Origin of the sequence: Ralstonia sp. Ralssp110 (genome assembly GCF_047325135.1) — a bacterium.
In the GTDB taxonomy this organism is placed as follows: domain Bacteria; phylum Pseudomonadota; class Gammaproteobacteria; order Burkholderiales; family Burkholderiaceae; genus Ralstonia; species Ralstonia mojiangensis.
In genome coordinates this window covers 1236065-1261920 of sequence record NZ_CP168609.1, presented here as the reverse complement: position 1 = coordinate 1261920, position 25856 = coordinate 1236065, and the positions used below count along the sequence as shown (strand labels likewise).

The following is a 25856-nucleotide window of genomic DNA, read 5'->3' as shown; positions in this document are numbered from 1 at the left end:
CCCAACCGTCACACCGAAGGCGTGGCCGAGGTTGCGTGGCTGGACTCCAGCTCGCTCGGCTGCTCCGCCTGTTCGTACTTCGCCACCACGGCCGTTGCCAGGCTGTTGCCGATCACGTTGGTGGCCGTGCGGCCCATGTCGAAGAACTGGTCGATGCCGATAATCAGCAGCAGACCCGCTTCCGGCAGGTGGAACATCGGCAGCGTGGCCGCCACCACCACCAACGAGGCACGCGCCACGCCGGCCATCCCCTTGCTTGTTAGCATCAGCACCAGCAGCAGGGTGACCTGTTGGGTGAAGCTCATCTCGATGTTGTAAGCCTGTGCGATGAACAGCACCGCAAACGCCTGATACATCATCGAGCCATCCAGGTTGAACGAATACCCCAGCGGCAGCACGAAGCTGGAGATGCGCTTTGGCACGCCAAAACGGTCCAGCGCCTCGATCGTCTTCGGGTAGGCGGATTCGCTGCTTGCCGTGGCAAACGCCAGCATCGTCGGCTCGCGAATCAGCCCCAGCAAGCGGCCCAGCGAACGGCCCAGCAGCAGGTAGCCAACGAAGAACAGGATCGACCACAGCAGCGCCAGACCCAGGTAGAACTCGCCGATCAGCTTGCCGTAGGTCCAGAGCACGCCTACGCCTTCCACGGTGATGGCGGCGGCCATGGCGGCAAATACGCCCAGCGGCGCAAAGCGCATCACATAGTCGGTAATGCGGAACATCAGCTTGGTCAGCTCCTCCAGGCCACGGCCGATCACGCTGTCCATCGGGTTCTTCATGGTCGACAGCGCGGCGCCGAAGAACAGCGAGAACACCAGGATCTGCAGGATCTCGTTGGTGGCCATGGCCTCCACGATGCTGCGCGGGAACACGTGCGTGATGAAGGCCTTGAGCGTGAAGTCGCCGGTCTTCAAGGCTGCCGTGGCGGTAGCTTCCGGCAGCGGCAGGTTCATGTACACGCCCGGCTGGAAGAAGTTGACCAGCAGCATGCCCAGCGCCAACGAAGTGGCCGACGCACACACGAACCACAGCATTGCGCGCAGACCCACGCGGCCGACCGACCTGCCACCGCTCATGCTTGCCAGGCCTGTCACCAGCGTCGAGAACACCAGCGGCGCGATGATCATTTTGATCATGCGCAGGAAGATGTCCGTGATGATGCTGAAGTACGAAGCGATGTCCTTGGCCGCCGCGGCGTCCTTGGCGTATTCGTGGCAGCCCCACCCGACGGCAATGCCTAGCAGCATTCCGAGACTGATATGGGTGGTCAAGCGTTTGGTGTTCATGTTTCCCCCTTTTTGTGCACGGCCGGCCGCTCCGGCTCAATGCGCTGTCTCTGTGGCTTTCTTCTCGTAAGTCGCCATCCCGATGCTGCCCATGTTAGGCAAACAGGCCCCACTGGTTATGAGGATGTGGACTGGGCCTATGCGCATTCGGAATACTTTTCGCGCTGATGCGATCCATCATCTAGGGCATGCAGGAAGCGATATCGGATCGTTACTCGGCCGGCCACGCCCCTAATGAGCAAGGCTCGGAAAAATGTAGCTGAGCTAGGCAATCCGGAGCGGGACAGAAAACAGATGACGTCCGTCTAAGGGCGCTCCGAGCACAACTTTCGGCACTCAAAACACACCATGCCGAAGTTGCGCTGTCGCATTCGTCGGAGTCTTGCTGGCGACATGGCAAAGGCAACCGACTCTTTTGGGGGAGGAAACTAGCTATGCCACTGTTGTTCTCACGGGCGCGACCAATCGCAGCGCCAATTGTCGTCTTGCTGTCTATCTTTGCGCCGGGCCTCGCTCTGGCCTCTTCCACGCCGGTCCTTGACCGCATCCGCGATACGGGCACCATCCGCCTCGCATACCGCGAGAGCTCCGTGCCGTTCTCGTTCTACGACACCGACAAGAAGCCCGTTGGCTATGCCATGGACCTCTGTCTGCGCGTGGTCGACAAACTGCGCACCGACCTCAAGCGGCCGGACCTGAAGGTGCAGTACGTGATGGTGACGCCCTCCTCTCGCATCCCGACCATTGCCGAGGGCAAGGCCGACCTCGAATGCGGCTCGACCACCAACACGCGTGAACGACGCGAGAAAGTGGCATTCACCATCCCGCATTACATCGCGGGCAGCCGGATGATCGTGAAAACATCGTCGGGCATCCTGAAGTGGGACGATCTGCGCGGCAAGACTGCGGTGTCCACCAAAGGCACCACTAACATCACCGAACTGCGCAAGGTGAACGATGCACGCGTGCTGGGCATGAAGATTCTCGAAGCAAAAGACCATGCCGAAGCCTTTGCCATGGTTGAGAACGGCAAGGCCGATGCTTTTGCAATGGACGACGTACTGCTTTACGGGTTTCGCGCCAACGCCAGGAACCCGGGCGACTACGCCGTCGTCGGAGACATGCTGACGGTCGAGCCCTACGCAATCATGCTCAGCAAAGACGACGCTGAGTTCAAGCACCTGGTTGATCGCGCGATGACCAACATCATCCTCGACTACGACGCCGAGAAGCTCTACAGAAAGTGGTTCCTGCAACCGATTCCGCCCAACGGGGTGAGGCTGGACATCCCGATGAACTTCCTATTGCGCGACTCGTTCAAGTATCCGAGCGACAAGACCGCCGATTGAGTACTGAATCGAATATTTCCCATGGCCCCCCTTTGGTGCCACCGATGCATTCTTTGCATAGCGCTAAAGCCGGGGGGGCCTTGGATCGATTAGCGTGTAACCAGCCGGGCCTCTCTGCCGGCGGCACCTCACCGATACTTCAAGAGGCTGTTCATGTTTGCTTCCATTCGAACGAAGATTCAACTGGCGTGTGTGATCATCGTGGTCTGCGCGCTGGTTCTGGCGGGCGGTCTCAATTATCTGGTCGCACAGGCTCACAATGAGCAGGCCATCCAATCGAATCTGCAATCTGTCGCAAACGGACACGCAACGGGTATCGACGACTGGATTGCCAGCAAACTGCAACTGATCGTCGCGCTTCAGGATGCGGCGCTGTCAGACGATCCGGTTCCCATGTTCCAGACCGTAGCCAAGGCGGGTGGACTGATCAAGGTGTATGTCGGCTACCCCGACAAGTCGTACAAGTTCTCGAACCCCGAAGGCATTCCGCCGACGTATGACCCGACTGCACGCCCCTGGTACAAGCAGGCGGTGGAGGCCGGCAAGCCCGTGGTGACGCCGCCGTACGTGAGCGCGAGCACCGGCCAGCTCGTCGTGACCTTCGCCGTGCCCATCCTGGAAGGCGGCACGCTCAAAGGCGTGATCGGCGGCGACGTGGCGATGGACAGCGTGATCGCCAACGTGAAGGCCATTCATCCGACACCGGCCAGCTTCGGCTTCCTCGTCAACGCGGCCGGCAAGATCGTCGCGCACCCGAATGACAAGCTCACGCTCAAGCCGGCGACCGATCTGTCGGCAGGCCTGAACGAAGCCACGCTGGCATCGCTGGCGCAGGCGGAGAAGCCGGTGGAAGTGTCGGTGGATGGCGCATCCAAACTGCTCTACCGCCAGGGCGTAAAGGGCACCGACTGGGGCCTGGTGGTGGCGCTGGACAAGTCCGACGCCACGGCCGGCATGCGTTCGCTGGTGATGACGTCGATTGGCGCGCTGGTGGGTGTTGCGATTGTTGCTGCGTTGATCGTCGGTGCGATGACCTCGCGTGCGTTCCGCCGCCTGTCGATGATCCGCGATGCGATGGACGACATCGGCTCGGGCAGCGGTGACCTCACCAAGCGTCTGCCCTCAGATGGCGAAGACGAAGTCGCGCAGATCGCCCGCTCGTTCAACACGTTTGCCGACAAGCTGACGGCGGTGATGCAGCAGATTCGCCTGGGCAGCGACTCGGTGCGCTCGGCCGCGCAGGAAATTGCTGCCGGCAATGCAGATCTCTCGCAGCGCACGGAAGAACAGGCCAGCTCGCTGGAAGAAACGGCGTCGAGCATGGAAGAGCTCACGAGCATCGTGAAGCAGAACGCCGACAACGCGCGTCAGGCCAGCCAGCTTGCCGTGACGGCGTCGGACGTTGCCACGCGCGGCGGCAACGTGGTCGGCCAGGTCGTGCAGACCATGGGCGGCATCAACGAAAGCAGCAAGAAGATTGCCGACATCATCGGCGTGATCGAAAGCATCGCATTCCAGACCAACATTCTGGCGCTGAACGCTGCGGTGGAAGCCGCGCGTGCCGGCGAACAAGGCCGTGGCTTTGCGGTGGTGGCCAGTGAAGTGCGCAGCCTGGCGCAGCGCTCGGCGGGCGCGGCGAAGGAAATCAAGGCGCTGATTCACGACTCGGTGGATCGTGTGAGCAACGGCACGGTGCTGGTGGATCAGGCCGGCGTGACGATGGCGGAGATCGTCGATGCGGTGAAGCGCGTGACCGACATCATGGGCGAGATTTCGTCGGCGTCGGAAGAGCAGAGCAGCGGCATCGAGCAGGTCAACCAGGCCGTCAATCAGATGGACCAGGTGACGCAGCAGAACGCCGCGCTGGTGGAGCAGGCGGCGGCCGCTGCGGAGTCGCTGGAGGAACAGGCCCATAGCCTCAACGAAGCGGTAGGGATGTTCCGACTCTCACGTCAATGAGCAGGGGGGTGGCGTACTGCATGCTGATCGGTGCGGCGTCGGTATTCGCGGTCGGGCTCGATTCCAAGTGCCGGTTCGATATGGCCAAGAAGGCTGACCGCAATTTCCCAAATTGCTTCAAACAGATTTCACCTTGCGCGGAAGGATCGCGCTTTGACGGCATCGTATTTTTAACGGCAGACAAAAAAGGCTGTACCAAAATCGCCTGTAAGGCGTTGATTTGATTGAGCCGCTTCCATCTTGGCGAGAAGAAAAGTCTGTACCGAGGGGACTCATCGACAGACAAACGAGAGACACAAAGTCTGGCCACCCGCATGGCGCCTAGTTGGCCAGGCTTTTTATCGCCCAGCCGGGCCTCGACGTCCGGAGTGCACATTTCCCGCCGCCGCTATTGCGCCGAGATCGCTGACCTTGACTGCTTGGCACGTCGCCAACACCGGCCCGCGCCGTCGCCAAGAACGGGCAGTGGAATCCAGCGTGCGTTTACGCAACTGCCGACAAACCAGCAGCTACCTCGATACCTTGCCACATCGCAGCTGCCTTTGCGGCCATCATCATGATCGGCACATTCGGGTTGGCCGGAACAAGAGTCGGCATAACAGACGCATCCACAACACTCAAGGCGAGTGGGCGCCGCGCATACATATGCTCGAGTCCCGCCGCCTGATAGGAGAGAGGCACTCGCCACAGGGCGGTTCAAATCTGAATGCGAAGGTGGATTCGGATGGCCGGTCGAGTTACTGAATGGAGTCGGACTTCAGCTTTAACGGCTGCGTTGGCCGATCAAGACGCACCGGCCTCCGCGCCGCGCTTTGTTCATCGTCCAGTTCGCGATGAGAAGATCGCATCCGCCCCAGCGCCACCGGACCACCGGTCAGAGACATGGCAGGCGACCTACTTATTGTTAGGCAGCGAGCGCATCTGCCTTCGCACTAGTGCAAATCTGCGTGGCTAGATGTTCCGCATCGCGAGCAATCCCCGAAAAGCGGCCAGACCCCCAGGTATGCAGCCACGGCAGCCCGAGGAAATACAGCCCGTCGATTTTCGTTACACCTCGCACATGACCGGGGTAACCTCGGCCGTTGAAAACGGGAATATCGAGCCAACTGAAGTCCGGCCGGAAACCGATACACCAGAGAATTGTGCGAATTCCCGATTGAGCGAGATCCAGCGTCGTGCGCTCAGCAGGCGGTTGCCACACGGGCTGGTATGCAGCGGCCGCCGGTGCCTCAATACCCGCCTTTGCGATGTAACGGTCAATGCTCTCGTTGATGCGGTTGTATGTGGCATCGGCGCTGTCCAGGTTCGACTGCAAGTCTGGTGCAAAGCTCAGTTGCCCATCCTGATAATCTTGAAGGACGCCGTACAGCTCCATGCCCTCAAGGGCGAACTTGCGCAGATCGATATCGCGACCACCATCGCGACCCGTTACGTAGTGGTTGGTGTTGTCGCGCACGCCCTCCCGCAACGGATGCTCCTCAACCGGCATATCGTAATAGCCCATGTCGGCAAGCCAGTCGACCACATCTCGGCCGCGATAGAAGCGCGCGCAGCGCGGGGCCTCACCCACAGCCAGCGTCACCTTGCGCCCAGCAAGATGTAGATCCTCAGCAATCTGCGCCCCGGATTGGCCGGAACCCACCACCAACACGCCGCCTTCTGGCAGGCTCTGCGGATTGCGATAGTCGGCGGAATGAACCTGCAACACGTCATTGGGAAGGCGCTCCGCCATGCGCGGAACGATCGGCGCATGGTAGCCACCAGACGCAATCACTACTTGGTCCGCAGTGAAGTCACCACGTGACGTGCTGACCAAATACCCGCCCTTGTCACGCTGTCCCACGCGCTTGACTTCGGTATGTTCCAGCACTGGCGCTTGGACCTTGGCGATGAATGCATCCAGATAGGCGATGATCTCATCGCGCTTCATGAAGCCGTGCGGCTCGGTCCCCGAGTACGGATGCCCTGGTAGAGCACATTGCCAATTGGGCGTGACTAGGCAGAATGCATCCCAGCGCTGCGATCGCCAAGTATGTGTGACAGCATGCTTTTCAATCACGAGGTGATCGATTCCATATTGTTGAAGGTAATAGCTCATGGACAGGCCAGCTTGTCCACCGCCGACGATGATGACACTGTGGTGCTGTGCGCCGCCGTCTCGCAGCGGCGCATTGAGGGTACTGTTAGACATGCTGGTACTCCTGATGACGAATGTGGATGAGGTGGGATCGCGTTGGATCAGCTACTTGCTATGCGCTGAGGAACCACCATCGAAATCGATAAACCGAACCTTTGCATCGGGCCGATCACCAAACCGCTCGGCCGTCGCTTCAATGACGGCAAGCTGATCTGTGGCTGACGAGCAGAAATAGCCATATTTCGCTTTCACGCGATCCGATGCAGTTCCCAAGGCCTGTCTGGCGCGAGTCAGGAAATCATCGAGAGGGTATTCCTGTCCGACCGTGAAGTAATCTCGAACGATGGAAGATGGCGAATAGCAGACGGCAATGCTGTCGTCAGGCCACTGCAGTCGGAAATGGGTCACTGGCATGATGCGTCCTTATTGTGAAATGGCGGCGCTGCCTGCGACTGGCGGATCGGGCGGCATGATGAATGCGTGGTCGGTGAAGTCCCACAGCAGTGCCTCGTCGGAACCGGCATGGATGGCGACACGCCGCGTGTCGTCGATGCGGCCGATCTCGGCGCAAGCGATATTTCTGTCCTGAAATTTCGAGATCACCTGCTCGACGTTGACTTTGTCCACGGCAAGAACAAAGCCGTAACTGGGAAAGGCCGACAACCAGCGCGACATGGGAACACCAGGCGGCGTCGGAACGCACGTCAGATCGATGCGAGCGCCGGTGCCAGAGCATTCGAGCAACATGAGGGCCGTTCCCAATGCCCCGGCCATGCTGATGTCCTTCGCGGCCTCGCAAAGACCGGCTTCCGCCAATTGCGGCAAGATTTCAAGATCGCCCCTGAGCCGTTCAGCGGGTGCCGTGGTCGATGCGTTCCAATAGGGGTAGGGCTCAACAAACGCGCCACGCAAATCGACAGCCATCAGCAAACATTGCCCGGACTTGGCGACAAAACTCGACAACAGCCTGCGTGCGCGCCCGACAATCGCAACGGCCAACTGTGCACGGTCACTTTGCGCATTGCTATGGCCACCGACAATGGGAACGGCGTAGGCCTGTGCTGCGGCGTGCATCCCGTCGAGCACAGCTGCGGCTGCTTCAATGCCGTCGCTCCAGATCGCGTCCACAACGGCGACGGGGCGGCCGCCCATGGCATAGATGTCGCTCACGTTGACCATCACCGCGCTATAGCCGGCAAACCAGGGCATGGCTTGCATGAAGTCACTGACCATCCCTTCAATAGCGAAGAGTAGATGGCCGTCCCCATCAGGAATGGCTGCACAGTCGTCGCCGACGGCGACATCCGACAGGGGCGTGCCCGCAATGCAACTCCCCCGCCTTAGCGCGGACAACACACCCGCGATATCGGTCTTGTGGCGAAAGCCGCGGCTGGCGCGCAGATCGGCCGCAATTTTCTGAACATTCATCGCGCCTCCAAAACACCCGTCACATACCCGAGTCTTGGCGTCACGCATGGCGGGTAATGTGTGAGGTCCGCCTGCATCAGGTGGTGGGGATGATCGAAACGATCCCCCCGCGCCATCGTCGTCCAGTGCAACCGTTCGAACATGGGCACGTTCTGAAGTTGAACGTGCGCGAGGAATTGCTTGCACCCTTTGCCATGCGCGGTGCTTACAGCCAGACGGATCAACGTCGACCCGATACCGCGATGGTTGCGGTACGCAGCGTCTACCGCAAGACGGGAACCGAGCCAAATGCCAGGTTCTGACTCGTGAATCCGTACGGTGCCAACAACCGGTCCTGCCGGGCCAGTCTCTGGCTCGAGCACGGCGACAAGTACGAGTGCGACCGCGTCGATCTCGTCATGGTCATCGGATGGGAAGATTCGCTGCTCCCGACAGAACACCTCGCGTCGGAGCTGTCGTGCCAAGCCGATCTCGCGCGCGGATGTCGCCAAGCGTATCCGGCAAGTGGAAATCTGAGGCACCTCCACACAGAGATCGTCGATCACGCTGCAGTCTCCTCATAGGCGGAAAGCGAGGAGCAGGCGCCGCACTTCCCGCAGCCAGCACGAATGTCTGACGACCGCATGCCGGCACGATTCAGCATCACCCCCAGCGGTTGCAGAACCGACTTCATGAACTCCGTGCCCGGAGGCGGATGATCTTCCAGAGGCGTTCCAGAGATCGGCACGAACGGCACCACAAACGGATAGACCCCGAGCGAGATCAACCTGTCCGAGATTTCAAGAATTGCCTCACGGCTATCACCGAGGCCGGCAAGGATGTAGGTGCTCACCTGTCCGCGCCCGAATACCGCGACGGCGGCTTCAAATGCCTGCATGTAGCGGCTGATGGGAACGGTCGCCTTGCCCGGCATCACTCGCTCGCGCACTTCCGGAGTGACCGTCTCCAGATGCATTCCCAGCGTGTCGATACCCGAGGCACGCATGCGGGCGAACCAGCGGTCGTCATCCGGCGGCTCGCATTGCGCCTGGATGGGCAGATCAACGGCCGCCTTGATCGCGAAGGCACTGTCGCAAAGGATGCCGGCCCCACGATCTGGCGTTGGAGGCGTTCCTGTGGTCAGCACCATGTGGCGTACGCCATCCAGCAGTACGGCGGCGCGAGCTACCTCAGCCAGTTGTTCGGGCGTCTTATGCGCGATGGTGCGCCCTGCCGCCAGCGATTGGCCAATCGAACAGAATTTGCAGGTCTTGCGGCGGCTCTCATACCGGATGCAGGTTTGCAGGACCGTTGTCGCGAGCACGTCCTTGCTGTGCAAGGTTGCGATGTGCGAGTACGGAACACCCTCCAACGTCTGCAGACCGTAGAACCGCGGCGGCGCCGGAAAACTGATGTTGGCAATTGGAATTGCGGCACGTTTCAGAACGCTGATCCCCTGCGTATCAGCCGCGCCGGCAACAAAAGGCGAGTTCCAAGCGCTTGACGTATGCACCGGCACCATGATCGTCACGCCATCAATGGTGACTGCCTTGTGATCGGAGGGGCCGGCACCGCCACGGCGGCTTGCTGCGCCCGCGCTTGGGTCTTCCAGCCGCAGGCCTGCTGACTGGAGTTCAGTCATCAAGTGCCGGCTCGAGGCCGACGTCGTCTCGCTGGAGTTCATGGCGCAACGCTCCTATGGGTTGTGGATTGACGGCAGACATGAGCGACGTAGTCGTTGCCGGCCGGTCGTTGATTGCAAGGCTGAGTAGCTCGGGGCGCGCGTAATGTCCGACCGAGTCCATCATGCGCTTGCGCTTGGTGATGAGCGCCATGTCGAGGTCGGCAATCAGGATGCCCTCGCCTTCGCGCAGCGGGGGAACGACATGCTGCCCTTCCGGCGAAATGATTGCGGTGTTGCAACCTCCCCGCAGCGCTTTCTGAAGGGCGGGATCGGTAGTAATCGACTCAATCTGTTGATCCGTCAGCCAACCCGTGGCGTTCACCACGAAACAGCCCGATTCCAGCGCGTGATGGCGGATCGTGACCTCGATCTGATCGGCGAAGATCGGACCCACGAGTGAGCCAGGAAACTGGCTGCAGTGGATCTCTTCGTGCTGCGTCATCAGCGCATAGCGTGCGAGCGGGTTGTAGTGCTCCCAGCACGCAAGCGCCCCAACCTTTCCGATTGCGGTATCCGCCACCTTCAAGCCAGACGCATCGCCCTGGCCCCAGATCATGCGTTCGTGAAACGTGGGCGTCAGCTTGCGACGCTTAACCGCCAAACGACCGTCTGCGTCAAAAATGAGCTGCGTGTTGTACAAGCTGCCGTGATCGCGTTCGTTGACACCGAGTACTACAACCATGCCGTGCTGGCGAGCGCGCTCGGCGATCGCATGCGTTACCGGCCCAGGGACCACCACCGCCTGCTCATACAGCCGCAGATGATCTGCGCCGGATTGCACCGGGGGCCGCACAAACGAAAAGTACGGGTAGTACGGCACAAATGTCTCGGGAAAGACAATCAACTGCACGCCCTCACGCGCGGCATCATCGATCGTCCGGCATACCTTCGCGAGCGTGCCATCGGCATTTTCCAGATCCGGAGCGATCTGGGCGGCCGCCACACGCACTATGCGTTTCTGTGACATGGTGATCCCCGTCGATCCTTAGACTGTCCAGGTGTCGATGATCAGCGCGTCGTCCTTGCGATGCAGCAGCTTCAGATCGAGGACATCGAGCGGATTGATCGGGCGAATGCCGGGGATAAGCGACGGTTCGCCATGCCCATAGAGCGCTTGCAACGCAAAACGGCACGCATAGACTTTTCCGCCCTCGTCCATGAACTTGGTGAGTTGCTTGTTGAAGTTCTGGTGACCCGGGAAAGCCTCGTCGCCGAGCGTGGGGAAGCCGCGCTGCACACCGAGCGTCACGCCAGGCCCGTACAACAGGATTGAGGTCTCGAAGCCCTTTCGCTGCAGGCGGGTCGCTTGCAGCATGTTGACGAAGCCGATCGAACCTTCGAAAGCAACGGTATGGAACGTCACCAGCGCTTTCTCGCCCGGCTCGGCTTTTACGTCTTCAAATACTTTCTCTTCGTAGTCGACGAAGAAGTCGCCCTTCTGGTGGGCTGGTGCATTCACTGCAGGCATGCTGCGCTCCATTGAGTGGTTAAGTCAGTCAATCAACTCATCGGCGCGGGGCCGACATCGACCGTTGTGCAACGCCCATACCACCCGTTGCCACTCACCATCCGATCAATTCGAGATCAATGAACGATCAAAGCGTTGATCGGATCAATGAATCGATCATGTGTCGTGGCCTGTGCGGAAGAACACGGATGCGGACGGCCGGGAGAGGGGGCACATCGCGCACCGCGATTGGTCATCGGAAACGGTGTTTATGCACAAGAACGAGGCGATGCGCGCCAATTTTGGCGATCACTTTTGACGCACCCGTGCGATCAATCGAGTGGCCAAACTGATTCACCGGGCATCCGCATGCAACACGGTGAAAAACCGATCCGGCAAACCGTTTGGGGATTTGATAAACGTGACCGGCGATGCGTCGCCAAGGCGCAGGTCAGCAGCCACGCGGCGCAGGGGGAGGGAGCATCGCATCAGCCTCAGGAAAGCTTGCGCGATGCGCTGTGGGATCGTTCGCGTGACTGCTGCGTCAGCCCGTCGCACAAGCAAAACCTCTTGCTCGTGCTGTTAGTTTGGCTGCCAGCAAGGAGGCAATTGTCTCCATTGCGGTGCCGGGTCCAAATACCGCTGCAGCCCCCGCCTCTAGCAGTTGATGTCGATGATCAAATGGAATGACCCCGCCGACAACGACAGGAATATCGACACCGCAGCGACGAAGATGCGCAATACAAGCTGGGATGAGCCCAAGATGGGCCCCCGCAAGTGTGGAAATGCCAACGGCATCGTATTTGCCGCGAGCAATCTGAGCCGCCATCGACTCAGGCGTCTCGAACAACGGCCCCAGAGTCACGTCAAATCCGGCATCTGAAAGAGCTGCCGCAACGGACCTGGCGCCACGGTCATGGCCATCTTGCCCCAGCTTGCCGAGATAAAACCTTGGCGTCCGCCCCAAGATCCGGCGTAATTCGGAGACTTCGGCGCAAGCCGCGGCCCATGCCTCACAGCCATCTCGGCCCTCTCGATACGCTTGTCTGGAGTAAGCCGGCATCGCGTGGTAGCGCGGCCAAGTACGCTCGAGCGCCTGGACACATTCGCCTACGGTGGCACGATGGCGAATCGCATCGATCGTCAAAGCCAGCAGATTCGCATGCGGATCGTTCGCACCTGCAGCCAACGCAGCGAGCGCATATTCCACAGCTTTGCCATCACGCCTTTTTCGCAGCTTTTCGAGCCGCTCGCATTGAGATTTCCAGACGTGCCGGCCATCCACCTCCAGGCACACTGGTTCATCCTGTGCGCGCTCCGAAAAACAATTCATGCCGACGACGGGCAATCGACCTGCATCGATATCAGCTTGCGTCTTCAAAGCTTGCCGATGGATACGTTCACCGATCCATCCGCTCTCCAGTGCCGCCAACACGCCACCCTGATTCTCGATGTTGCGCATGAGCTCGCGTACTGTCTTCGCCATCGAATCAGTGAGGGACTCCATCATGTACGACCCCGCCCATGGATCGACGACGTCGCACAGCCCCATCTCATGCTGGAGAATCAGTTGCGTATCGCGCGCCAGTCTTGCCGCGTCGGCACTGGGCAACGCCAACGCTTCGTCGTAAGCGTTGGTATGCAAGGACTGCGTGCCGCCGAACACCGCCGCCATGGCCTGCACAGTGGTACGGACAATGTTGTTGTCCGGCTGTTGTGCGGATAGAGACCAGCCGGATGTCTGGCAGTGCATGCGGAGCATCGTGGCCCGGGCGGCAGTGCCCCCCAGTGACGAGACGATTTCATGCCACAGCAATCGCGCAGCCCGCAGCTTGGCAATCTCGATAAAGAATGTCTTGCCCACGCCGAAGAAGAAACTCAGTCGTGCACAGAACGCATCGATATCCAACCCTCGCGAACACATCTCTCGTACATAGGCTGCGCCATTGGCGAGCGTCAGCGCCAGTTCAAGGGCCGGCTCAGCGCCCGCCTCCTGGAAGTGGTATCCAGAGATCGACATGCCGTTAAAGCGCGGTGCGTGCCGGGATAGCCAAGCGACCACATCCCCGGCGATCCGCATGGAAGGCGTCGGCGCATGGATCCATGCGTTCCGGACCATGTACTCCTTGAGAATATCGTTCTGAATCGTGCCGCTGAGGCGATCGAACGGCACACCACTTTCCTCGCCTGCGACCAGGAATGCAGCCAGCACCGGCAGCACAGCACCGCTCATCGTCATTGAGACCGAGATACGATCAAGCGCAATCCCATCCAGCAAACGCTTCATGTCCTCGACCGAGTCGATGGCCACACCTGCCATGCCGACATCTGCCTGCGCAAGCGGGTGGTCAGAGTCGTAGCCCCGGTGCGTCGGCAGATCAAACGCGATCGATAGTCCCTGTGCGCCTTGCGCGAGCGCTCTGCGATAGGCCAAGTTGGAGGTGGCCGCATCTGCGTAGCCGGCATACTGGCGGATTGTCCAGGGTCGACCCACATACATGGAATGATGCGGGCCCCGAATAAACGGCGCCTGCCCCGGAAGGCTGTCGAGATGGCTCAAGCCGGCCAGATCAGCGGCGGTGTATATCGCCTTCGGTCGCAAGCTGCATTCATCCACAGGACCGCTCCCCTTTAAGAGGCATCATGACCTCCATCGCTTCACGGTGATGACGTCCGCAACTTTCTCTCCATCGCTTAACCGGCGAATCTCACACCAATGCGATAGGCCGCCACTATCCTGTCGCGCGATAGAGAAGCTCAACCCAAGCACATCTCCGATGTTGACGTTGCCGTGGAAGAAGAGATCCCTGGCGGCAACAACGGGTGGAGAGCTGATGCGTTTCCAGCCCCACTCGACGCGGTCCACCATTGCCTGGAAGCTGGCGAAATAGAGCAGGTGGGCACCGTTGAAATCGTTGTATGGGCAAGGCAGGAACTCGGCGACGTGATGGGCTCGACCGCTTAGCTGTTCCAGCCCTAGATGCGCTCCCCAGTTGCCAGCCCTGAAACGCCTTCGCAGCTTTACCATTTCTTGAGCCTCTACCGATATGGCACTTCGCGAACCCGGCACCGCAATCGGCATGGCTTTGACTACGGTACGGTTATCGCCTTCGCGTTGGCGACGGATGAATGTTGATGCCATCGAAACGCGCGCATACGATCCTGTGCTGCTTTCGACTTCGTGCGTGCTGAAATAGTGCGCGCCACCGCTTGACGTCAGGGTGGATTGGATCGAGAACCTGTCGTTTTCACCCAGCGCTTCAAGTGCGGTTCCGCGCAGACTCACCGCTGTAAACGCCGCATAGACAGAGTTTCCGTCGGCATCACGAAACTCTGGCTCCGACAAGCCGGCCTCATTGGCCAGACTCTGCCAGTGGCGATCACCACATGTCTTGAGCAGCCAGTTTTCCGAGAGGCCGGTGTAAGCAAGTTCAGGCATGCCGGCCACGTACTGTTTCTGCGTGCGTGCAGGTCTGTCGGGCTCGCGGTGTATGCGTTGAGAAACTTCCATGCTCATCTCAATGCCTCCCTATCGACGGCGAATCCGACGCGTGGGGTATGGCAGGGCGGGTAATAGTGCAGATTCGCCTGCATCAGGTGGTGTGGCCGACCAAGCAGGGTTTCCTCTTGTAGAACTGCCCAATGCAGACGCCGGAACAACGGCACGTTCTGGCTCTGCACGTGTGCAAGGAAACGCTCGCAGCCCAGTGCATGGGCGCTGCTAACGGCTAGCCGGATCAGCGCCGCGCCGATCCTTCCATGCCGGCGTGACTCTGCCTCTACGGCTAGACGGGAGCCGAACCACACTCCCGGCTCGCTTTCATGGATGCGTACAGTGCCAATGACCACCTCGCCACAATTGCCGGGCTCTGCATCCTTGCGCACGGCAACAATCAGTTGCGCCGCATCGTCTAGAGCATCGCGATCATCGCCATCAAAGATGCCTTGTTCTTGGCAGAACACGGCCTCACGCAGACGATAAGCCTGCTCGATCTCCCAAGGCTGCTCTGCCCACCGAACCCAGTAGGTCAGTGCTTCGCATCGCTCCACCGTCTCCTCATTGATCCGGGCCGTTGCCTGTCGCGGGTTCATGGTGTGCGCCTCCCTCGTTTGATCACGCCGGGCCGTCGATAGAGATGGTTTGGCGTGCGCCTCATACGAGCAACGCCCATACCAATCACTTCATCTGGAAATGCGATCAATTAGCGATCAAGTACGGCGCGCGGGATGGATCGTGCAGGCAATCGCACATCGCGTTATTGAGGAACCCGGATTGACCAGGAATACCCGCCATACAAGGCTTTCTCGAGAAACTCCCCAACTTCCAGAACAGGTCATAGCATGCCCATAACGAGTGCATGTCGCCCCCGGCAGCACCATCATTGGGAAACCAAAAAACGATCATCGTCGTGCTTTCAAAGCAATCAATGTGGTGCTAACGTCTGTAGCCGTATTCGAGATTTCCGCACGGGAGGGGAATGTGCCAGGCCTCACAAATCAGTGGATCAAGCGCATTGCTGGCAGCTCCAAGCCAGCTTATCTGCTGATACCCGACCTCATCGAAGAGGCTGTGAGCAGCGGTCAGCTCCGCGCCCGAGATCGACTCCCTGCGCTACGCGATCTGGCGGAGGCGCTGCAATTGAATTACACGACCGTCGCGCGTGGATACAGCGAAGCGCGCAAGCGCGGCCTGATCGACACTAAAACAGGCAGCGGCACGTACGTTCGCGGGCGGTCTCAATCAATTCCCTTGCGAGCCGGAACCGCAGCCGAGATGACGATGAACATGCCCCCGGAGCCGCCGTCCATGACTGCGCTACTGCGGGAGTCGATGATCAGTGCGCTTGCCGCAAGCGACCCCTACGCGCTAATGCGCTACCAGGATTTCGGCGGCACGCCAGCAGATCGCTCAATTGCTGCGGCTTGGCTTAGAAGGCTGGTCCCGGCTAGCAAGGCGGAAACTGTGCTAATCACACCGGGCATACACAGCGCCCTGGTCGCGTTGTTGTCTCAACTGTCGGGCCCGGATCAGGTCATCTGTGTCGACAACTTGGCTTACCCGGGGGTCAAGGCGATAGCGGCTCAGTTCAATATCCGGCTGCAGGCATTGTCCGGTGACGAAGATGGTCCTCTGCCTTATGCGTTTGAGCTGTTATGCAAAACACAGCGGCCGGCAGCGCTGTACTGCAACCCGACCATTCAGAACCCGAGCACAAAGACCGTGTCGCAAACGCGCAGGGAGCAATTGGCCGAAATCGCGTTGCGCTACAGCGTGCCAATTATCGAAGACGACGCGTACGGCATGCTGCCTCAATCAACGCCGGACACATTCGCAGCGCTGGCGCCCGAGTTGACGTACTACGTCACAGGTATGTCGAAGTGCTTTGGAGCGGGCCTGCGGATCGCTTTCATCCACGCGCCAACGCCTCGCCAAGCGCAACGGCTTGCCGGCGCGTTGCGTGCGACCACAGTCATGGCAAGTCCGGTCAATACCTTGCTTACTACCTCCTGGATCAAGAACGGTACTGTCGACGCCATGCTCAAGGCCATCCGTGAGGAGAATATCGCCCGACAGATCATTGCGCGCGACGTGCTTAACGGCCGCGACTATGATGCCGACCCGGAAGGCTTTCACTTATGGCTTCGACTACCCCCCAAAAGTGAATGGCGTCCTTCTGAACTGGCCCTGCATCTGCGCTCACGTGGCATCGGTGCGGTCTCCAGCGCGGCGTTCTCGACCGATGGAAACCCGCCAGATGCGATTCGCGTATGCCTTGGCGGGCCAAGTGAGCGTGACGAGGTAGAGGAATCGCTACGCATCATCAACGACACGCTCGATGATCCGCACCATCTGCATTCGGCGCTGCTTTGATGTCGCTGGCGTCGAGGTTGAGATACACCACGACGACCCAAAGTGAATTGGCGCGTGGCGTAGGCCACGCGTCGCGGGCACCGTAATCAGCCCCCAGCAATCACGGCAGATCCACCTCAAGAAATACTGCGGCCGTATCTCCCGGATTCTGCAACGCATGCCCTTTCGGACCCTGGCTCGCATAAGCCTGCCCGGCCACAAGTTGCCTGCTCTCGGTGCTGCCTTCGATATGTTCCGTCAAGGTTCCCTTCAGCACATATGAAACCGACGGGCGATCACTATGGCTATGCATCGGCAGGGTGCCCCCCGGCGCAATCGTCACCTCGCGCATTCTCAAAGTCCGACCTTTGCTGACATTGAAGTCGGTGGGGAGCTTGATCGCGGTGAGTTCTTTGCCCGATACGCCGACTCGCTCCGTCGGCAAGACTTGCGCGTAAGCGCCGCTGCAGATCAAAGCGGTCAGCCCGGTAATCCACAACCGATTCACGATGGCAGGGAAGTGTTGACACGTCACGATAATTCTCCAAAAGGCGATTGGAAGCTGGCGCGGATGCACCAACCGGGAACTACTTCACATTGGCGTCGACCCAGCGATGCAAGCGATCGGCGATCTCAAGATTGTTCTTCTCTTGCATCATCAGATGACCGTTTCCGTGGATGCCTTGGTCCTCTAACCGCCAGTATGTTGTCGGCACACCTGCCTGCGTGAGGAATGCGGCGGTGCAATGGTCGTACGGCGCGTGATATGACGCCTCCGCGGTTACCACCAGGACAGGGATGTGTTGGAGATTGACCAGCTTCCGCGCTGGCTCGCGTTGTCGCCAACATTTCACGAGGCCTTCACCATCGGGCTGCGTCTGTTGCTCGATCTCGAGCGCCTCGGGGTTGTCAGCGGCAGGCTGGTAGTGCAGGGGGATATCCGTCAATCCCCACGGCAACTCACGAGTCACCTGCGTGGCATTCTGAAACGGCGGGCCTGACGGCTCTACGGCGACGATTCCCTTGACGAGCTCGGGGCGCGCGTCTGCAATCGACCAGCCAAACAGGCCCGCCTGAGAATGGACCAGGATCACCGCGGGCCCGATCTTGTCGAGAAGCGCAGATGCCGCGTTCTGTACCAACAACTCGCTCGTCTTGTTGTCTGCCAAGGACGGCACGATGCCGGCATAAAACGCGTCGAACAAAGGAGCACCTCGCTGCCCGCGATCGGCTCCGTCACCAGGCCACTGCGTATGCTTGACGGCTTGTGGCCATGCCTTGTAGTTCTCAGATGCAGTGAACAACCGTTGCACCAGCTGCAGATCGCTCGTACGCAGCTTCCCGCCATGCTCCGGTAGCCACGGCGATCGGCCTCGGCTCGGTTGATCGACCATGTACACCACATAGCCTTTGTCGACAAAATAGTCCGCCCAGCCTTTGCGACCGTCGGCGGTGCCCATCCAATTGGTTGCGGTTTGCCCAAGTCCATGGATCAAGACAAGCGGGTACTTGTGGCGAATTTTCGCTGGCGCCCAGGCTTGCACGTACATCTGGCCCGACATGAGAACCTTGTCGCCCTCGTTGACGTACTCGCCGCCAACGTAGAACGACGCGTGTCGCGCGACATTGGTGGCTACAAACTGTTCAGGGCCGAACGTAGCGGCAGATGCCCTGGTGGCTGACAACCATCCACATAAGCAAGCAGCAGCCAGTAGCCATACTGTTTTGAACTTCATCCGATCCTCTCCATGAAGAAATTAAACGTTGTGTTTGGCAGGCTTTAGTAGCGCAATCCCTGGCCGTACCGGCAGGCAATGGCATCGCGTTCGAGTGGCCCTGGGTCAGGAGTCCAGGGGAGGTCAAAGGGCAGTCGGGCGCTGGGGGCGTACACCCCGGTCAGCACATCGAGTAGCGCTTCCGAGCCAACACCGAAGTTGCCGACGATCGCTGCCGCATGGTCAGCGACTCGGGACAGGTCCGCCGGGCGCTCCAGGTAAAGCGAGACAATCGTTGGCAAACGCGCACTGACGCGTTTGAACTCTTCAAACGCTGCATCGCCATCGGCAAAGCCCGTGCTGCCTTCCCGGTAGCGAGAGCCAAAAAAATAGTTGGGATGCAGAACCTCATACGGTGTCGACATGGCGACGATGGCGAAATCTGCCTCCTCTGGCTTCTCCACTACCTGAAAGCCTCTCTTGCGTACCGAGTCGGCATCCACCCGGTAGAGGTACACCCGCGATCCGCGACTTGCTTGAAGCGGTAGCATGTGTCCGCTGTTCTTGATCAGTACTACGGAGCGGCGCTGCGCATCCATTGCCATCGCCTTGAACGCTGCATTCCCGACAATGCGTGGCGCCTGCGCGGCATCGACGTATGGGTTCTCAAACAGACCGAGTAGAAATTTCTGCGTCATGATGCGTTTCACGGCGGCATCCAACGCGGTCTCACTCAACTGCCCGCTCTTCACCAGGTCGATGATGATCTCGGGTTCTTTGGCTCCCCCAAACTGGTCGACACCCGCCTGGACAGCCTTCGCAAATCGAGCGGGCTTGCTTAGGTTTTCCACGCCCCATGGCATGGCGATGTCCGTAGGGTTGAACTGATGGCCTGGCGGCGCGCCATCACGACACACCGTGGTGCAGTCATCGGTGATCTGCCAATCGGACAAGATCACGCCATCGAACTTGAATCGCCCGCGCAGCACGTCGGTGAGCAACTGGCGATTGAACCCTACCCCTACGGGTTCAATCGGACGATCGCTGCCGCGAACGGTAAGGCCACTCGGCGGTTGGCCGTAAGAGGGCATCACCCCACCAACCTGCGCGGCAAATGCTCCGGTGAACGGCAAGATATGTTGCTCAATCGTGTCGTCGCTCAGATTCAGGTGCCGTCCGTAATAGTTGTGCGCATCGAATCCCTCTTCCCCAGTCGCGCCATAGCCGACCCAATGCTTGACGACGGAGATCACGCTGCCTGGGCCAAGTCCTTGTTCGCCGTTTTGCATGCCGCCGACATAGGCGCGCACCATCTTTTCGGCAACATGGGGCGCGGTTCCGAAGGTTCCGTTGACACGGTGCCAGCGGGGGTTGACTGTCAGGTCCGCTTGCGGCGACAGCGCCGTACGGATGCCGACGGCCAGATACTCCTGACGCACGCTGTCGGCAAACTTGCGTACAAGTTCAGCGTCTCCAGCTGCGGCAAAGCCAGCTGGATCCGGCCATTGGGTAAATGCGCCGGCGCGCACGCTAACCCCCTGGGCGTAGCGAAATTGACTACGCGGGTCAGAGCTGAGCGACACCGGAATGCCGAGTCGGTCGCGCTCAGCCACGGCCTGCACTTCGTTGTACTGCCTTGCCATGCTCGCGACGTCGGTATCGAGCCGGTTAAGGAATGCTGTGATGTGCTTTGTGAGGATGAACTGCGTGATCTGATCCATGTTCCACGCAGTGCCGGCTCCTGGAATAGCCGATGCGCCAACCGTGGGCGGATTGGCGTGCATCATCGCGCCGGCCTTCTCTTCGAGTGTCATTCGGCTCACGATATCTTGCGCACGAACGGCTGCCGGAAGGCGCCAATCTTCATAAGGGTCGAGCCCCCCGCTGCGATTGAGATCTTTGAACCGCAGACCGTCGACAGCGATGAGAGGCACTTGATTGCTTACAAGTCTCACCTGCTGGGGGCTGCTCCCTTGAAATGCCGAGCAGCCGACAAGAAACGCGACGATTGAAGCTGCAGAGGCGACTTGGTAAAACTTGCGCATGGAGGGGAGGTGCTTTGGAGTCGCATTCACCGTGACCCGCCACCTTGAAAGGCTCACATACTCGGCTCGATCCGGAACAGTTGTCTTATCCATCATTGGCATCGTTTCAGTGCGACGTTGTCCCGGAACGCACTGGGGTTCGCGGGCAGGCGTCATGAGTATTCACCGCAGGTGGAAACTTGGCTGGCGGGATACCGGGCGACATTCATCGCACAAAGGCGGAATAAAAAGGAACCCTGCCCCAAAGGCAGGGCTCAACGATCCCGATGGAGCACGGGATCTCAGCATGCATCACTCAAAACCGATGACTCACGCCCAACTCGCCGCCGCGTAGACGGCTTCCAGGCGGCTGGGAAGTGCCGAAGTTGAACGCCGACGTGCCCTTGTTGGCCAGATAAACCAACGTGCCATATAACGTTGTTCGTTTTGAAAAATCGTACGTGAACCCCATTGCAATCTGGGTCGCGTGGTTTGGGTCAATCGACGCACCATTCAACGCTCCGGATTCGCTCGCACGCGTGTAGTTGGCTCGCACACTCGCAGCTGGAGAAATAGGCACGACAACCCCAACTTGCGTGACCTGCCGCGCGGCCGAGAGGTACTGATTGCGTACGGTCGACGCCAAAAATCTGGCGACGCCGAAGTCGTAGGACGCCGCCAATGCTGAGCGCTTCAGGTTTCCTTTCAACCCGTCAAATACGCTGTAGGCCGCCGTGACGTTCAACGGACCACTTGCATAACCGATGCGTCCACCGTTGTACTTCTTGGCGGCCACGTTCTCGCCGAAGGCGGTGGCAAGGTTCGCGTAGAACCCTCCAAGGCTATTTGGAGTGAAGTAGCTGATCATGTTGTCAGCGCGCGCCCACAGGCCGGTGGCCTCAATGCCGCTACCGAAAGCGGTGGAATAGAACTTTCCTTGATCAGCTAAACCGCTCACGCCAAAGGTATCGAACTCGCCAAAAGAGGTATAACCCGGCGTTAGATCATGGCCGAGGCGAACCTCACCAAGAGGGCCGAGTAAGCTGACGGTGGCACGACGATTCCAGAATCGTGAGCTATTCCCTGTCCCATCGTTGTAATTCACGGTTCCTTCCATCCAGGCACCGGCTGCCATGCCATTGCCCAGATCCTCTTGCGTCCGGATCCCGAAGCGACTGGCGGCAAGCCCACCGCTACCAATGCTGTATGCCGTACCATTTCCACCGTTGACCACGCGGACGGAAGCATCCGCGACGCCAAACAGTACGACGTTCGATTGCGCTGCTGCTACCGCCGGAAATGACAGCGCTGTCATTGCAAGCCAAAATTTCCCCAATTGAACACCCCAAAGGTAAGCTCTCTATTTCATCGTGGATTGATACTGGCGCCTCTGATTGGCGGCCTGTTCATTTCGCTCCATATCTCATATTTTTAATTCACGTCACCCATCCCCGTTCAATATGGAAACACGGTCACTCGTAGCAATCTTGCAGCGTTCATGCCATGAGTGCGAGAAAGGCTCGCAATCAATCTGCGATCAATCCGAATAATCCTTCGATCATCCGGTATTCCCACTAACGTCGGCTTTGGTGGCTTGTTGTTCGGCCGCCCACTGAGGCACCACGGCTGGGCAGCGCATGCACCAGCGAAATCATTCGTATGTTCGCGCCATGGAGATCGCGCGAAGATGCACGACCCGTTCATTCAAGTGCCGAAAATCAGTACGTGCTAACGACGCCGCCCCGCGGAAAAAATGGTGTGGTAAGCCGCCCCGATGCTTGGATCGACGAAGCTATCCGAGCAAATCGACTGTGAATCTTTGTGGAGTGATAGCCAGCCTGGGCGGTACACGCGCATTGCAAAGACAACTAATTGCTCGTCAATGACAAGACAACGCGTTCCCGCAATATCGCGATAAAGGCTAGTACAAGCCGAGTTTGATTTTTCGTACCATGTTGTCTCCTGATCTTTTATTAGCTTTTGTTCAGCAGAAGCTTAGATGTAGTCAAGATTTCCAACAAAGACCATATCACTATAGAAAGCCATAACATACGGGCATATCTCCTTGGCCGAAGGGCTTCGCTTTGGAAATGAATCACGAGAGCCGTGTGTTGGCCGTGCTGGTCTCACCGCGAAGTCGAAAATCCATAGAGGCGCGCTGGGTTCTCTACAAGAATCCGATGTCGGATCATTTCGTCAGGAGCCCACTGCGAGAGCAAATCGAACAATGTCGCATCATCCGGCTTATGCTTGCTTTCGGTTGGGTGCGGCCAGTCACTGCCCCAAACCATCCGCTCCGGGGCAGCCTCGATGAGGGATGTGGCGATCGGTATGGTGTCTTGATAGTTCTTGGCGGGCTCTGCGGTATTCAAATACGCCGCTGAAACCTTGACCCAAGCCTTGCCCGAATCCAACAGCTTCAGAATGACTTGGCGCGCCGCGCTGCCGAGCACAGGATGCGGCAGGCGCGCCATGTGATCGAATACCACGGGACAAGGCAAACTTTGCAGTAGCGACGCATTTTCGACGATGAGATCCGCGCGCATCTGAAGTTGAATATGCCAGCCGAGCGCATGCACTCGCTGCGCCAGCGGCGCGATCATGTCGACTCGAGCTAACGCATGTTTTGGCTGAAATAACGAGAAGCGAATTCCCCGGATTCCGCCGTCATGCATGCGTTGCAGTTCACGATCTGTCACCTCCGGTGTCACGACAGCAATGCCGCGCGCATTTTCGACACCCAACTGGGCAATAGCGTCGAGGGTGACCCGGTTGTCAGTCTTATAGTTGGCCGGCTGCACTACAACAGTTCGCGTTGTACCCAGACGCTGCTGCATACGTCGATAGTCATCGACCGTCGCATTCAACGGCAGCGACGCCTCTTCATTCAGAATGGGAAAGCGGCGGCTGTAGATATGGATGTGTGAATCGCAAGCCAATGCTGGTGCGATGAGCGACGGGCGATCAATGCCAGAGGAGTTTGGAAATACGCCTGGCAACTCTGCCTTGGCGCCGTTTCGCAGCCCCAAACTGCCCACTCCAAGAGCCGAGATGCCCCGGAGGATGGTGCGACGAGTCTGATCCGCCATGTAGCTCCCCATGTAATGGCGTTGACACTAACCGTGGAGGCAAGTCACGCGACCGGCCTCCATATGACAGGCAATCCCGATTACTGCTTGGCGGGTTCCGCGTACACGCGCTTGGCGAACGTTGCGATCGCATCAGCCATCGCCTTGGGCTGATCGGGCGCGAATGCATGGCCTGCGTTCGGCACCACGACCACCGTCACGCGATTGCCCAGCATCGATTTCAGAACCTGCGAGAAGCGGCGCGGCGCCACTGCGTCGTGCTCGGCCGGCAGGTCCAGGATCGGCGCCGCCCCGGGCACGAACAGGTTAACGAGCACAAAGCCCAGCGCCATTGCCACCGTGCTTACCACCTCGAAGTACACCAGCGACTTCACGCCCATGCGGCCCAGCGTGCGCAGGTCGCGCACATGCGCCAGACCCTGCACCAGCGTGCAGAAGATGATCGGGGCCAGCATCATCTTCAGCAGCGCGATGCACGCCTGCCCAATCGGCTTCAGGGCAACGGCTCACTGCGGTGCAGCGATGCCGAGGACGAGCGCACACGCCAGGCCGATCAAGACCTGCACATGCGGCTTCTTCAGATGTTTCATGGTGTCTCCTGCGTCCAGTCATTCACCGCTCTGCCGCTACCAGGCGGCACTAGCGTGCTGGACTTGTCTTGCTTGAAAGGCGGTCGTCACTGGGGGCGTGAACGCCACTGGCCGTGAAGCCTAAGGGCGAACCGTCTCCTGTACGAGTTTGGTGATTTGTTATTTGTGGAAAGCATAGATTGACGGTCTTTTCTTGACAAAGACCATGTGAACATACAAACCTATGCTGACACGGCATATCTCAACGCAAGCATGGACATCCGAGAACTCAAGAGCTTCATTCGCGTGGCGCGTGCCGGCAGTTTCAGCCGTGCAGCCGCCGAGCTGTACATCGCGCAACCCGCGCTGAGTCGGCAGATTGCAAAACTGGAGGCCGAGATTGGCGTGCCGCTGCTGGTTCGGCATGGCCGGGGCGTCCGGCTCACCTCGGCGGGCTCGCGTCTGCTGGAGCGCGCTGAAATGATCACGCACCTCCTCAGCGAAACCAGCGAAGACGTACGTGCCAGCGCCGACGAGGAGCGCGGGCATCTGGCCGTTGGCCTGCCGCCGACCATGGGCGCGCTGATCGGCGCCGATCTCGTCCAGGACTTTCGGGCGCAGTGGCCCCGGGTGTCACTGCACGTGCGAGAAGGCCTGAGCAGCTCGCTGCAGGAGTGGGTGCTGGACCGGCGTGTTGACCTTGCCGTCGTCTACAACCAGCCGCCGCTGGATGCGTTCCACGTACGCCCGTTGTTCAGCGAGCCCATGATCCTCGTGGGACCGCCCGGCTCAGAGGCTGACAAGCGCGAATACCAGATCCGCGACCTGGCCAGCATTCCGCTGATCTTGCCCGGCCTGCCGCACAGCAACCGGCGCCTGGTCGAACAGGCGGCGATCCAGCACGGTGTGCGCCTGCGCATCGCCCTGGAGGTCGACAGCGTGTCGCTGACGAAGCAATTGGTGAAATCCGGCGCCGGCTATTCGATCCTCACCTACATCGCGATCAAGGAGGAGATCGCGCGTGGTGAACTCGTGGCGCATCGCATCGGCCGCCCTGGCATCCGGTCGAGCGTGGCAATCACGACGTTGCGCGAGGATCTCGAAGCTAGCGATTTCGCGAAAAAGTGCATACAAGCCGTTTCGCCCTCCCTGGCAGTTCGCCCCATTTAGATCTAGGTGGTCATTTGCCTTCTTTCCGACGCTGGCAGCGACTCGTTCGGCATACACCTGAGTAGGGTTAAGGCCATAGGGGCACTGCCCGTCTTTGTTGCGAATCGACCCAACACAGTCATCAGGCGGCGCGTAGACCGACATAATGTCGAATGCCGAGTACGCTCGA

Annotated in this window: 22 protein-coding genes; 5 read left to right on the top strand and 17 right to left on the bottom strand. The window is 59.5% G+C overall.

Annotation, left to right across the window (positions count from 1 at the left end; all coding sequences use genetic code 11):
- Positions 1-8 precede the first annotated feature (8 nt).
- Positions 9-1286, bottom strand: coding sequence for a dicarboxylate/amino acid:cation symporter (locus ACEN9T_RS06330; RefSeq protein WP_413705829.1), 1278 nt, complete (start codon positions 1284-1286; stop codon positions 9-11).
- A 434-nt stretch (positions 1287-1720) separates the two neighbouring features.
- Here ACEN9T_RS06330 and ACEN9T_RS06325 point away from each other — a divergent pair, with 434 nt between their 5' ends.
- The 3 genes from ACEN9T_RS06325 to ACEN9T_RS06315 all read left to right on the top strand — a co-directional run bounded on the left by ACEN9T_RS06325 (position 1721) and on the right by ACEN9T_RS06315 (position 4818).
- Entirely contained in the window at positions 1721-2635 is a 915-nt protein-coding gene (locus ACEN9T_RS06325; protein ID WP_092976893.1) for an amino acid ABC transporter substrate-binding protein, read from the top strand.
- A gap of 153 nt (positions 2636-2788) precedes the next feature.
- The gene (locus ACEN9T_RS06320) at positions 2789-4594 is read left to right on the top strand and encodes a methyl-accepting chemotaxis protein (protein WP_413705828.1); all 1806 of its coding nucleotides are present in this window, start codon (positions 2789-2791) and stop codon (positions 4592-4594) included.
- A 20-nt stretch (positions 4595-4614) separates the two neighbouring features.
- The gene (locus ACEN9T_RS06315; protein WP_139219416.1) at positions 4615-4818 is read left to right on the top strand and encodes a hypothetical protein; all 204 of its coding nucleotides are present in this window, start codon (positions 4615-4617) and stop codon (positions 4816-4818) included.
- A gap of 680 nt (positions 4819-5498) precedes the next feature.
- Here ACEN9T_RS06315 and ACEN9T_RS06310 read toward each other — a convergent pair.
- The 10 genes from ACEN9T_RS06310 to ACEN9T_RS06265 all read right to left on the bottom strand — a co-directional run bounded on the left by ACEN9T_RS06310 (position 5499) and on the right by ACEN9T_RS06265 (position 15361).
- A complete protein-coding gene (locus tag ACEN9T_RS06310; protein WP_092976990.1) occupies positions 5499-6785 on the bottom strand; it encodes an MSMEG_0569 family flavin-dependent oxidoreductase in 1287 nt (428 codons plus the stop codon).
- Positions 6786-6836: 51 nt separating this feature from the next.
- Positions 6837-7145: an MSMEG_0570 family nitrogen starvation response protein gene (locus tag ACEN9T_RS06305; RefSeq protein ID WP_413705827.1), complete on the bottom strand. Its 309-nt coding sequence runs from the start codon at positions 7143-7145 to the stop codon at positions 6837-6839.
- Between the two features lie 9 nt (positions 7146-7154).
- Complete coding sequence (locus ACEN9T_RS06300; protein ID WP_413705826.1) at positions 7155-8159, bottom strand: sll0787 family AIR synthase-like protein; 1005 nt, start codon at positions 8157-8159, stop codon at positions 7155-7157.
- A complete protein-coding gene (locus ACEN9T_RS06295) occupies positions 8156-8704 on the bottom strand; it encodes an MSMEG_0567/Sll0786 family nitrogen starvation N-acetyltransferase (RefSeq protein ID WP_413705825.1) in 549 nt (182 codons plus the stop codon). The genes ACEN9T_RS06300 and ACEN9T_RS06295 overlap by 4 nt, the downstream gene beginning before the upstream one ends.
- Positions 8701-9822 carry an MSMEG_0568 family radical SAM protein gene (locus tag ACEN9T_RS06290; protein ID WP_413705824.1) on the bottom strand — a complete coding sequence of 374 codons (1122 nt, stop codon included), beginning with the start codon at positions 9820-9822 and terminating at the stop codon, positions 8701-8703. The genes ACEN9T_RS06295 and ACEN9T_RS06290 overlap by 4 nt, the downstream gene beginning before the upstream one ends.
- Positions 9773-10789, bottom strand: coding sequence for a Nit6803 family nitrilase (locus ACEN9T_RS06285; RefSeq protein ID WP_413705823.1), 1017 nt, complete (start codon positions 10787-10789; stop codon positions 9773-9775). The genes ACEN9T_RS06290 and ACEN9T_RS06285 overlap by 50 nt, the downstream gene beginning before the upstream one ends.
- Positions 10790-10807: 18 nt before the next feature.
- Positions 10808-11290, bottom strand: coding sequence for an MSMEG_0572/Sll0783 family nitrogen starvation response protein (locus ACEN9T_RS06280; protein WP_092977026.1), 483 nt, complete (start codon positions 11288-11290; stop codon positions 10808-10810).
- A 523-nt stretch (positions 11291-11813) separates the two neighbouring features.
- Positions 11814-13886, bottom strand: coding sequence for a methylmalonyl-CoA mutase (gene scpA / locus ACEN9T_RS06275; RefSeq protein WP_413705822.1), 2073 nt, complete (start codon positions 13884-13886; stop codon positions 11814-11816).
- A gap of 24 nt (positions 13887-13910) precedes the next feature.
- Entirely contained in the window at positions 13911-14780 is an 870-nt protein-coding gene (locus ACEN9T_RS06270; protein ID WP_413705821.1) for a Pnap_2097 family protein, read from the bottom strand.
- Between the two features lie 2 nt (positions 14781-14782).
- Positions 14783-15361, bottom strand: a complete 579-nt coding sequence (locus ACEN9T_RS06265; RefSeq protein WP_413705820.1) for an MSMEG_0567/Sll0786 family nitrogen starvation N-acetyltransferase — start codon at positions 15359-15361, stop codon at positions 14783-14785.
- A 388-nt stretch (positions 15362-15749) separates the two neighbouring features.
- Here ACEN9T_RS06265 and ACEN9T_RS06260 point away from each other — a divergent pair, with 388 nt between their 5' ends.
- Positions 15750-17141 (top strand): PLP-dependent aminotransferase family protein, encoded by a 1392-nt coding sequence (locus ACEN9T_RS06260; protein ID WP_092977032.1) that lies wholly within the window; start codon positions 15750-15752, stop codon positions 17139-17141.
- 100 nt (positions 17142-17241) lie between these two features.
- On the opposite strand, the gene ACEN9T_RS06255 is transcribed toward ACEN9T_RS06260, so the two are convergent.
- The 6 genes from ACEN9T_RS06255 to ACEN9T_RS06230 form a co-directional block, all read right to left on the bottom strand.
- Positions 17242-17655, bottom strand: coding sequence for a cupin domain-containing protein (locus ACEN9T_RS06255; RefSeq protein ID WP_413705819.1), 414 nt, complete (start codon positions 17653-17655; stop codon positions 17242-17244).
- Between the two features lie 52 nt (positions 17656-17707).
- The gene (locus ACEN9T_RS06250; RefSeq protein ID WP_413705818.1) at positions 17708-18856 is read right to left on the bottom strand and encodes an alpha/beta hydrolase; all 1149 of its coding nucleotides are present in this window, start codon (positions 18854-18856) and stop codon (positions 17708-17710) included.
- A 44-nt stretch (positions 18857-18900) separates the two neighbouring features.
- A complete protein-coding gene (locus tag ACEN9T_RS06245) occupies positions 18901-20880 on the bottom strand; it encodes a glycoside hydrolase family 3 protein (RefSeq protein ID WP_413705817.1) in 1980 nt (659 codons plus the stop codon).
- A 295-nt stretch (positions 20881-21175) separates the two neighbouring features.
- Entirely contained in the window at positions 21176-22174 is a 999-nt protein-coding gene (locus ACEN9T_RS06240; RefSeq protein ID WP_092977020.1) for a porin, read from the bottom strand.
- 811 nt (positions 22175-22985) lie between these two features.
- The gene (locus tag ACEN9T_RS06235; RefSeq protein WP_413705816.1) at positions 22986-23948 is read right to left on the bottom strand and encodes an amidohydrolase family protein; all 963 of its coding nucleotides are present in this window, start codon (positions 23946-23948) and stop codon (positions 22986-22988) included.
- An 80-nt stretch (positions 23949-24028) separates the two neighbouring features.
- Positions 24029-24406, bottom strand: a complete 378-nt coding sequence (locus tag ACEN9T_RS06230) for a cation:dicarboxylate symporter family transporter (protein WP_413705815.1) — start codon at positions 24404-24406, stop codon at positions 24029-24031.
- 384 nt (positions 24407-24790) lie between these two features.
- Between ACEN9T_RS06230 and ACEN9T_RS06225 the strand changes: the two genes are divergently transcribed.
- A complete protein-coding gene (locus tag ACEN9T_RS06225) occupies positions 24791-25687 on the top strand; it encodes a LysR family transcriptional regulator (RefSeq protein ID WP_413705814.1) in 897 nt (298 codons plus the stop codon).
- The last annotated feature ends 169 nt before the right edge of the window (positions 25688-25856 follow it).

Excerpts from the sequence above, each read along its gene's own strand:
- ACEN9T_RS06300 (WP_413705826.1), bottom strand. The coding sequence starts at position 8,159 with ATGAATGTTCAGAAAATTGCGGCCGATCTGCGCGCCAGCCGCGGCTTT.
- ACEN9T_RS06290 (WP_413705824.1), bottom strand. The coding sequence starts at position 9,822 with ATGAACTCCAGCGAGACGACGTCGGCCTCGAGCCGGCACTTGATGACT.
- ACEN9T_RS06250 (WP_413705818.1), bottom strand. The coding sequence starts at position 18,856 with ATGAAGTTCAAAACAGTATGGCTACTGGCTGCTGCTTGCTTATGTGGA.
- ACEN9T_RS06265 (WP_413705820.1), bottom strand. The coding sequence starts at position 15,361 with ATGAACCCGCGACAGGCAACGGCCCGGATCAATGAGGAGACGGTGGAG.
- ACEN9T_RS06330 (WP_413705829.1), bottom strand. The coding sequence starts at position 1,286 with ATGAACACCAAACGCTTGACCACCCATATCAGTCTCGGAATGCTGCTA.
- ACEN9T_RS06245 (WP_413705817.1), bottom strand. The coding sequence starts at position 20,880 with ATGCGCAAGTTTTACCAAGTCGCCTCTGCAGCTTCAATCGTCGCGTTT.
- ACEN9T_RS06315 (WP_139219416.1), top strand. The coding sequence starts at position 4,615 with ATGCTGATCGGTGCGGCGTCGGTATTCGCGGTCGGGCTCGATTCCAAG.
- ACEN9T_RS06305 (WP_413705827.1), bottom strand. The coding sequence starts at position 7,145 with ATGCCAGTGACCCATTTCCGACTGCAGTGGCCTGACGACAGCATTGCC.
- ACEN9T_RS06240 (WP_092977020.1), bottom strand. The coding sequence starts at position 22,174 with ATGACAGCGCTGTCATTTCCGGCGGTAGCAGCAGCGCAATCGAACGTC.
- ACEN9T_RS06270 (WP_413705821.1), bottom strand. The coding sequence starts at position 14,780 with ATGGAAGTTTCTCAACGCATACACCGCGAGCCCGACAGACCTGCACGC.
- ACEN9T_RS06285 (WP_413705823.1), bottom strand. The coding sequence starts at position 10,789 with ATGTCACAGAAACGCATAGTGCGTGTGGCGGCCGCCCAGATCGCTCCG.
- ACEN9T_RS06235 (WP_413705816.1), bottom strand. The coding sequence starts at position 23,948 with ATGGCGGATCAGACTCGTCGCACCATCCTCCGGGGCATCTCGGCTCTT.
- ACEN9T_RS06230 (WP_413705815.1), bottom strand. The coding sequence starts at position 24,406 with ATGATGCTGGCCCCGATCATCTTCTGCACGCTGGTGCAGGGTCTGGCG.
- ACEN9T_RS06310 (WP_092976990.1), bottom strand. The coding sequence starts at position 6,785 with ATGTCTAACAGTACCCTCAATGCGCCGCTGCGAGACGGCGGCGCACAG.
- ACEN9T_RS06225 (WP_413705814.1), top strand. The coding sequence starts at position 24,791 with ATGGACATCCGAGAACTCAAGAGCTTCATTCGCGTGGCGCGTGCCGGC.
- ACEN9T_RS06280 (WP_092977026.1), bottom strand. The coding sequence starts at position 11,290 with ATGCCTGCAGTGAATGCACCAGCCCACCAGAAGGGCGACTTCTTCGTC.
- ACEN9T_RS06320 (WP_413705828.1), top strand. The coding sequence starts at position 2,789 with ATGTTTGCTTCCATTCGAACGAAGATTCAACTGGCGTGTGTGATCATC.
- ACEN9T_RS06325 (WP_092976893.1), top strand. The coding sequence starts at position 1,721 with ATGCCACTGTTGTTCTCACGGGCGCGACCAATCGCAGCGCCAATTGTC.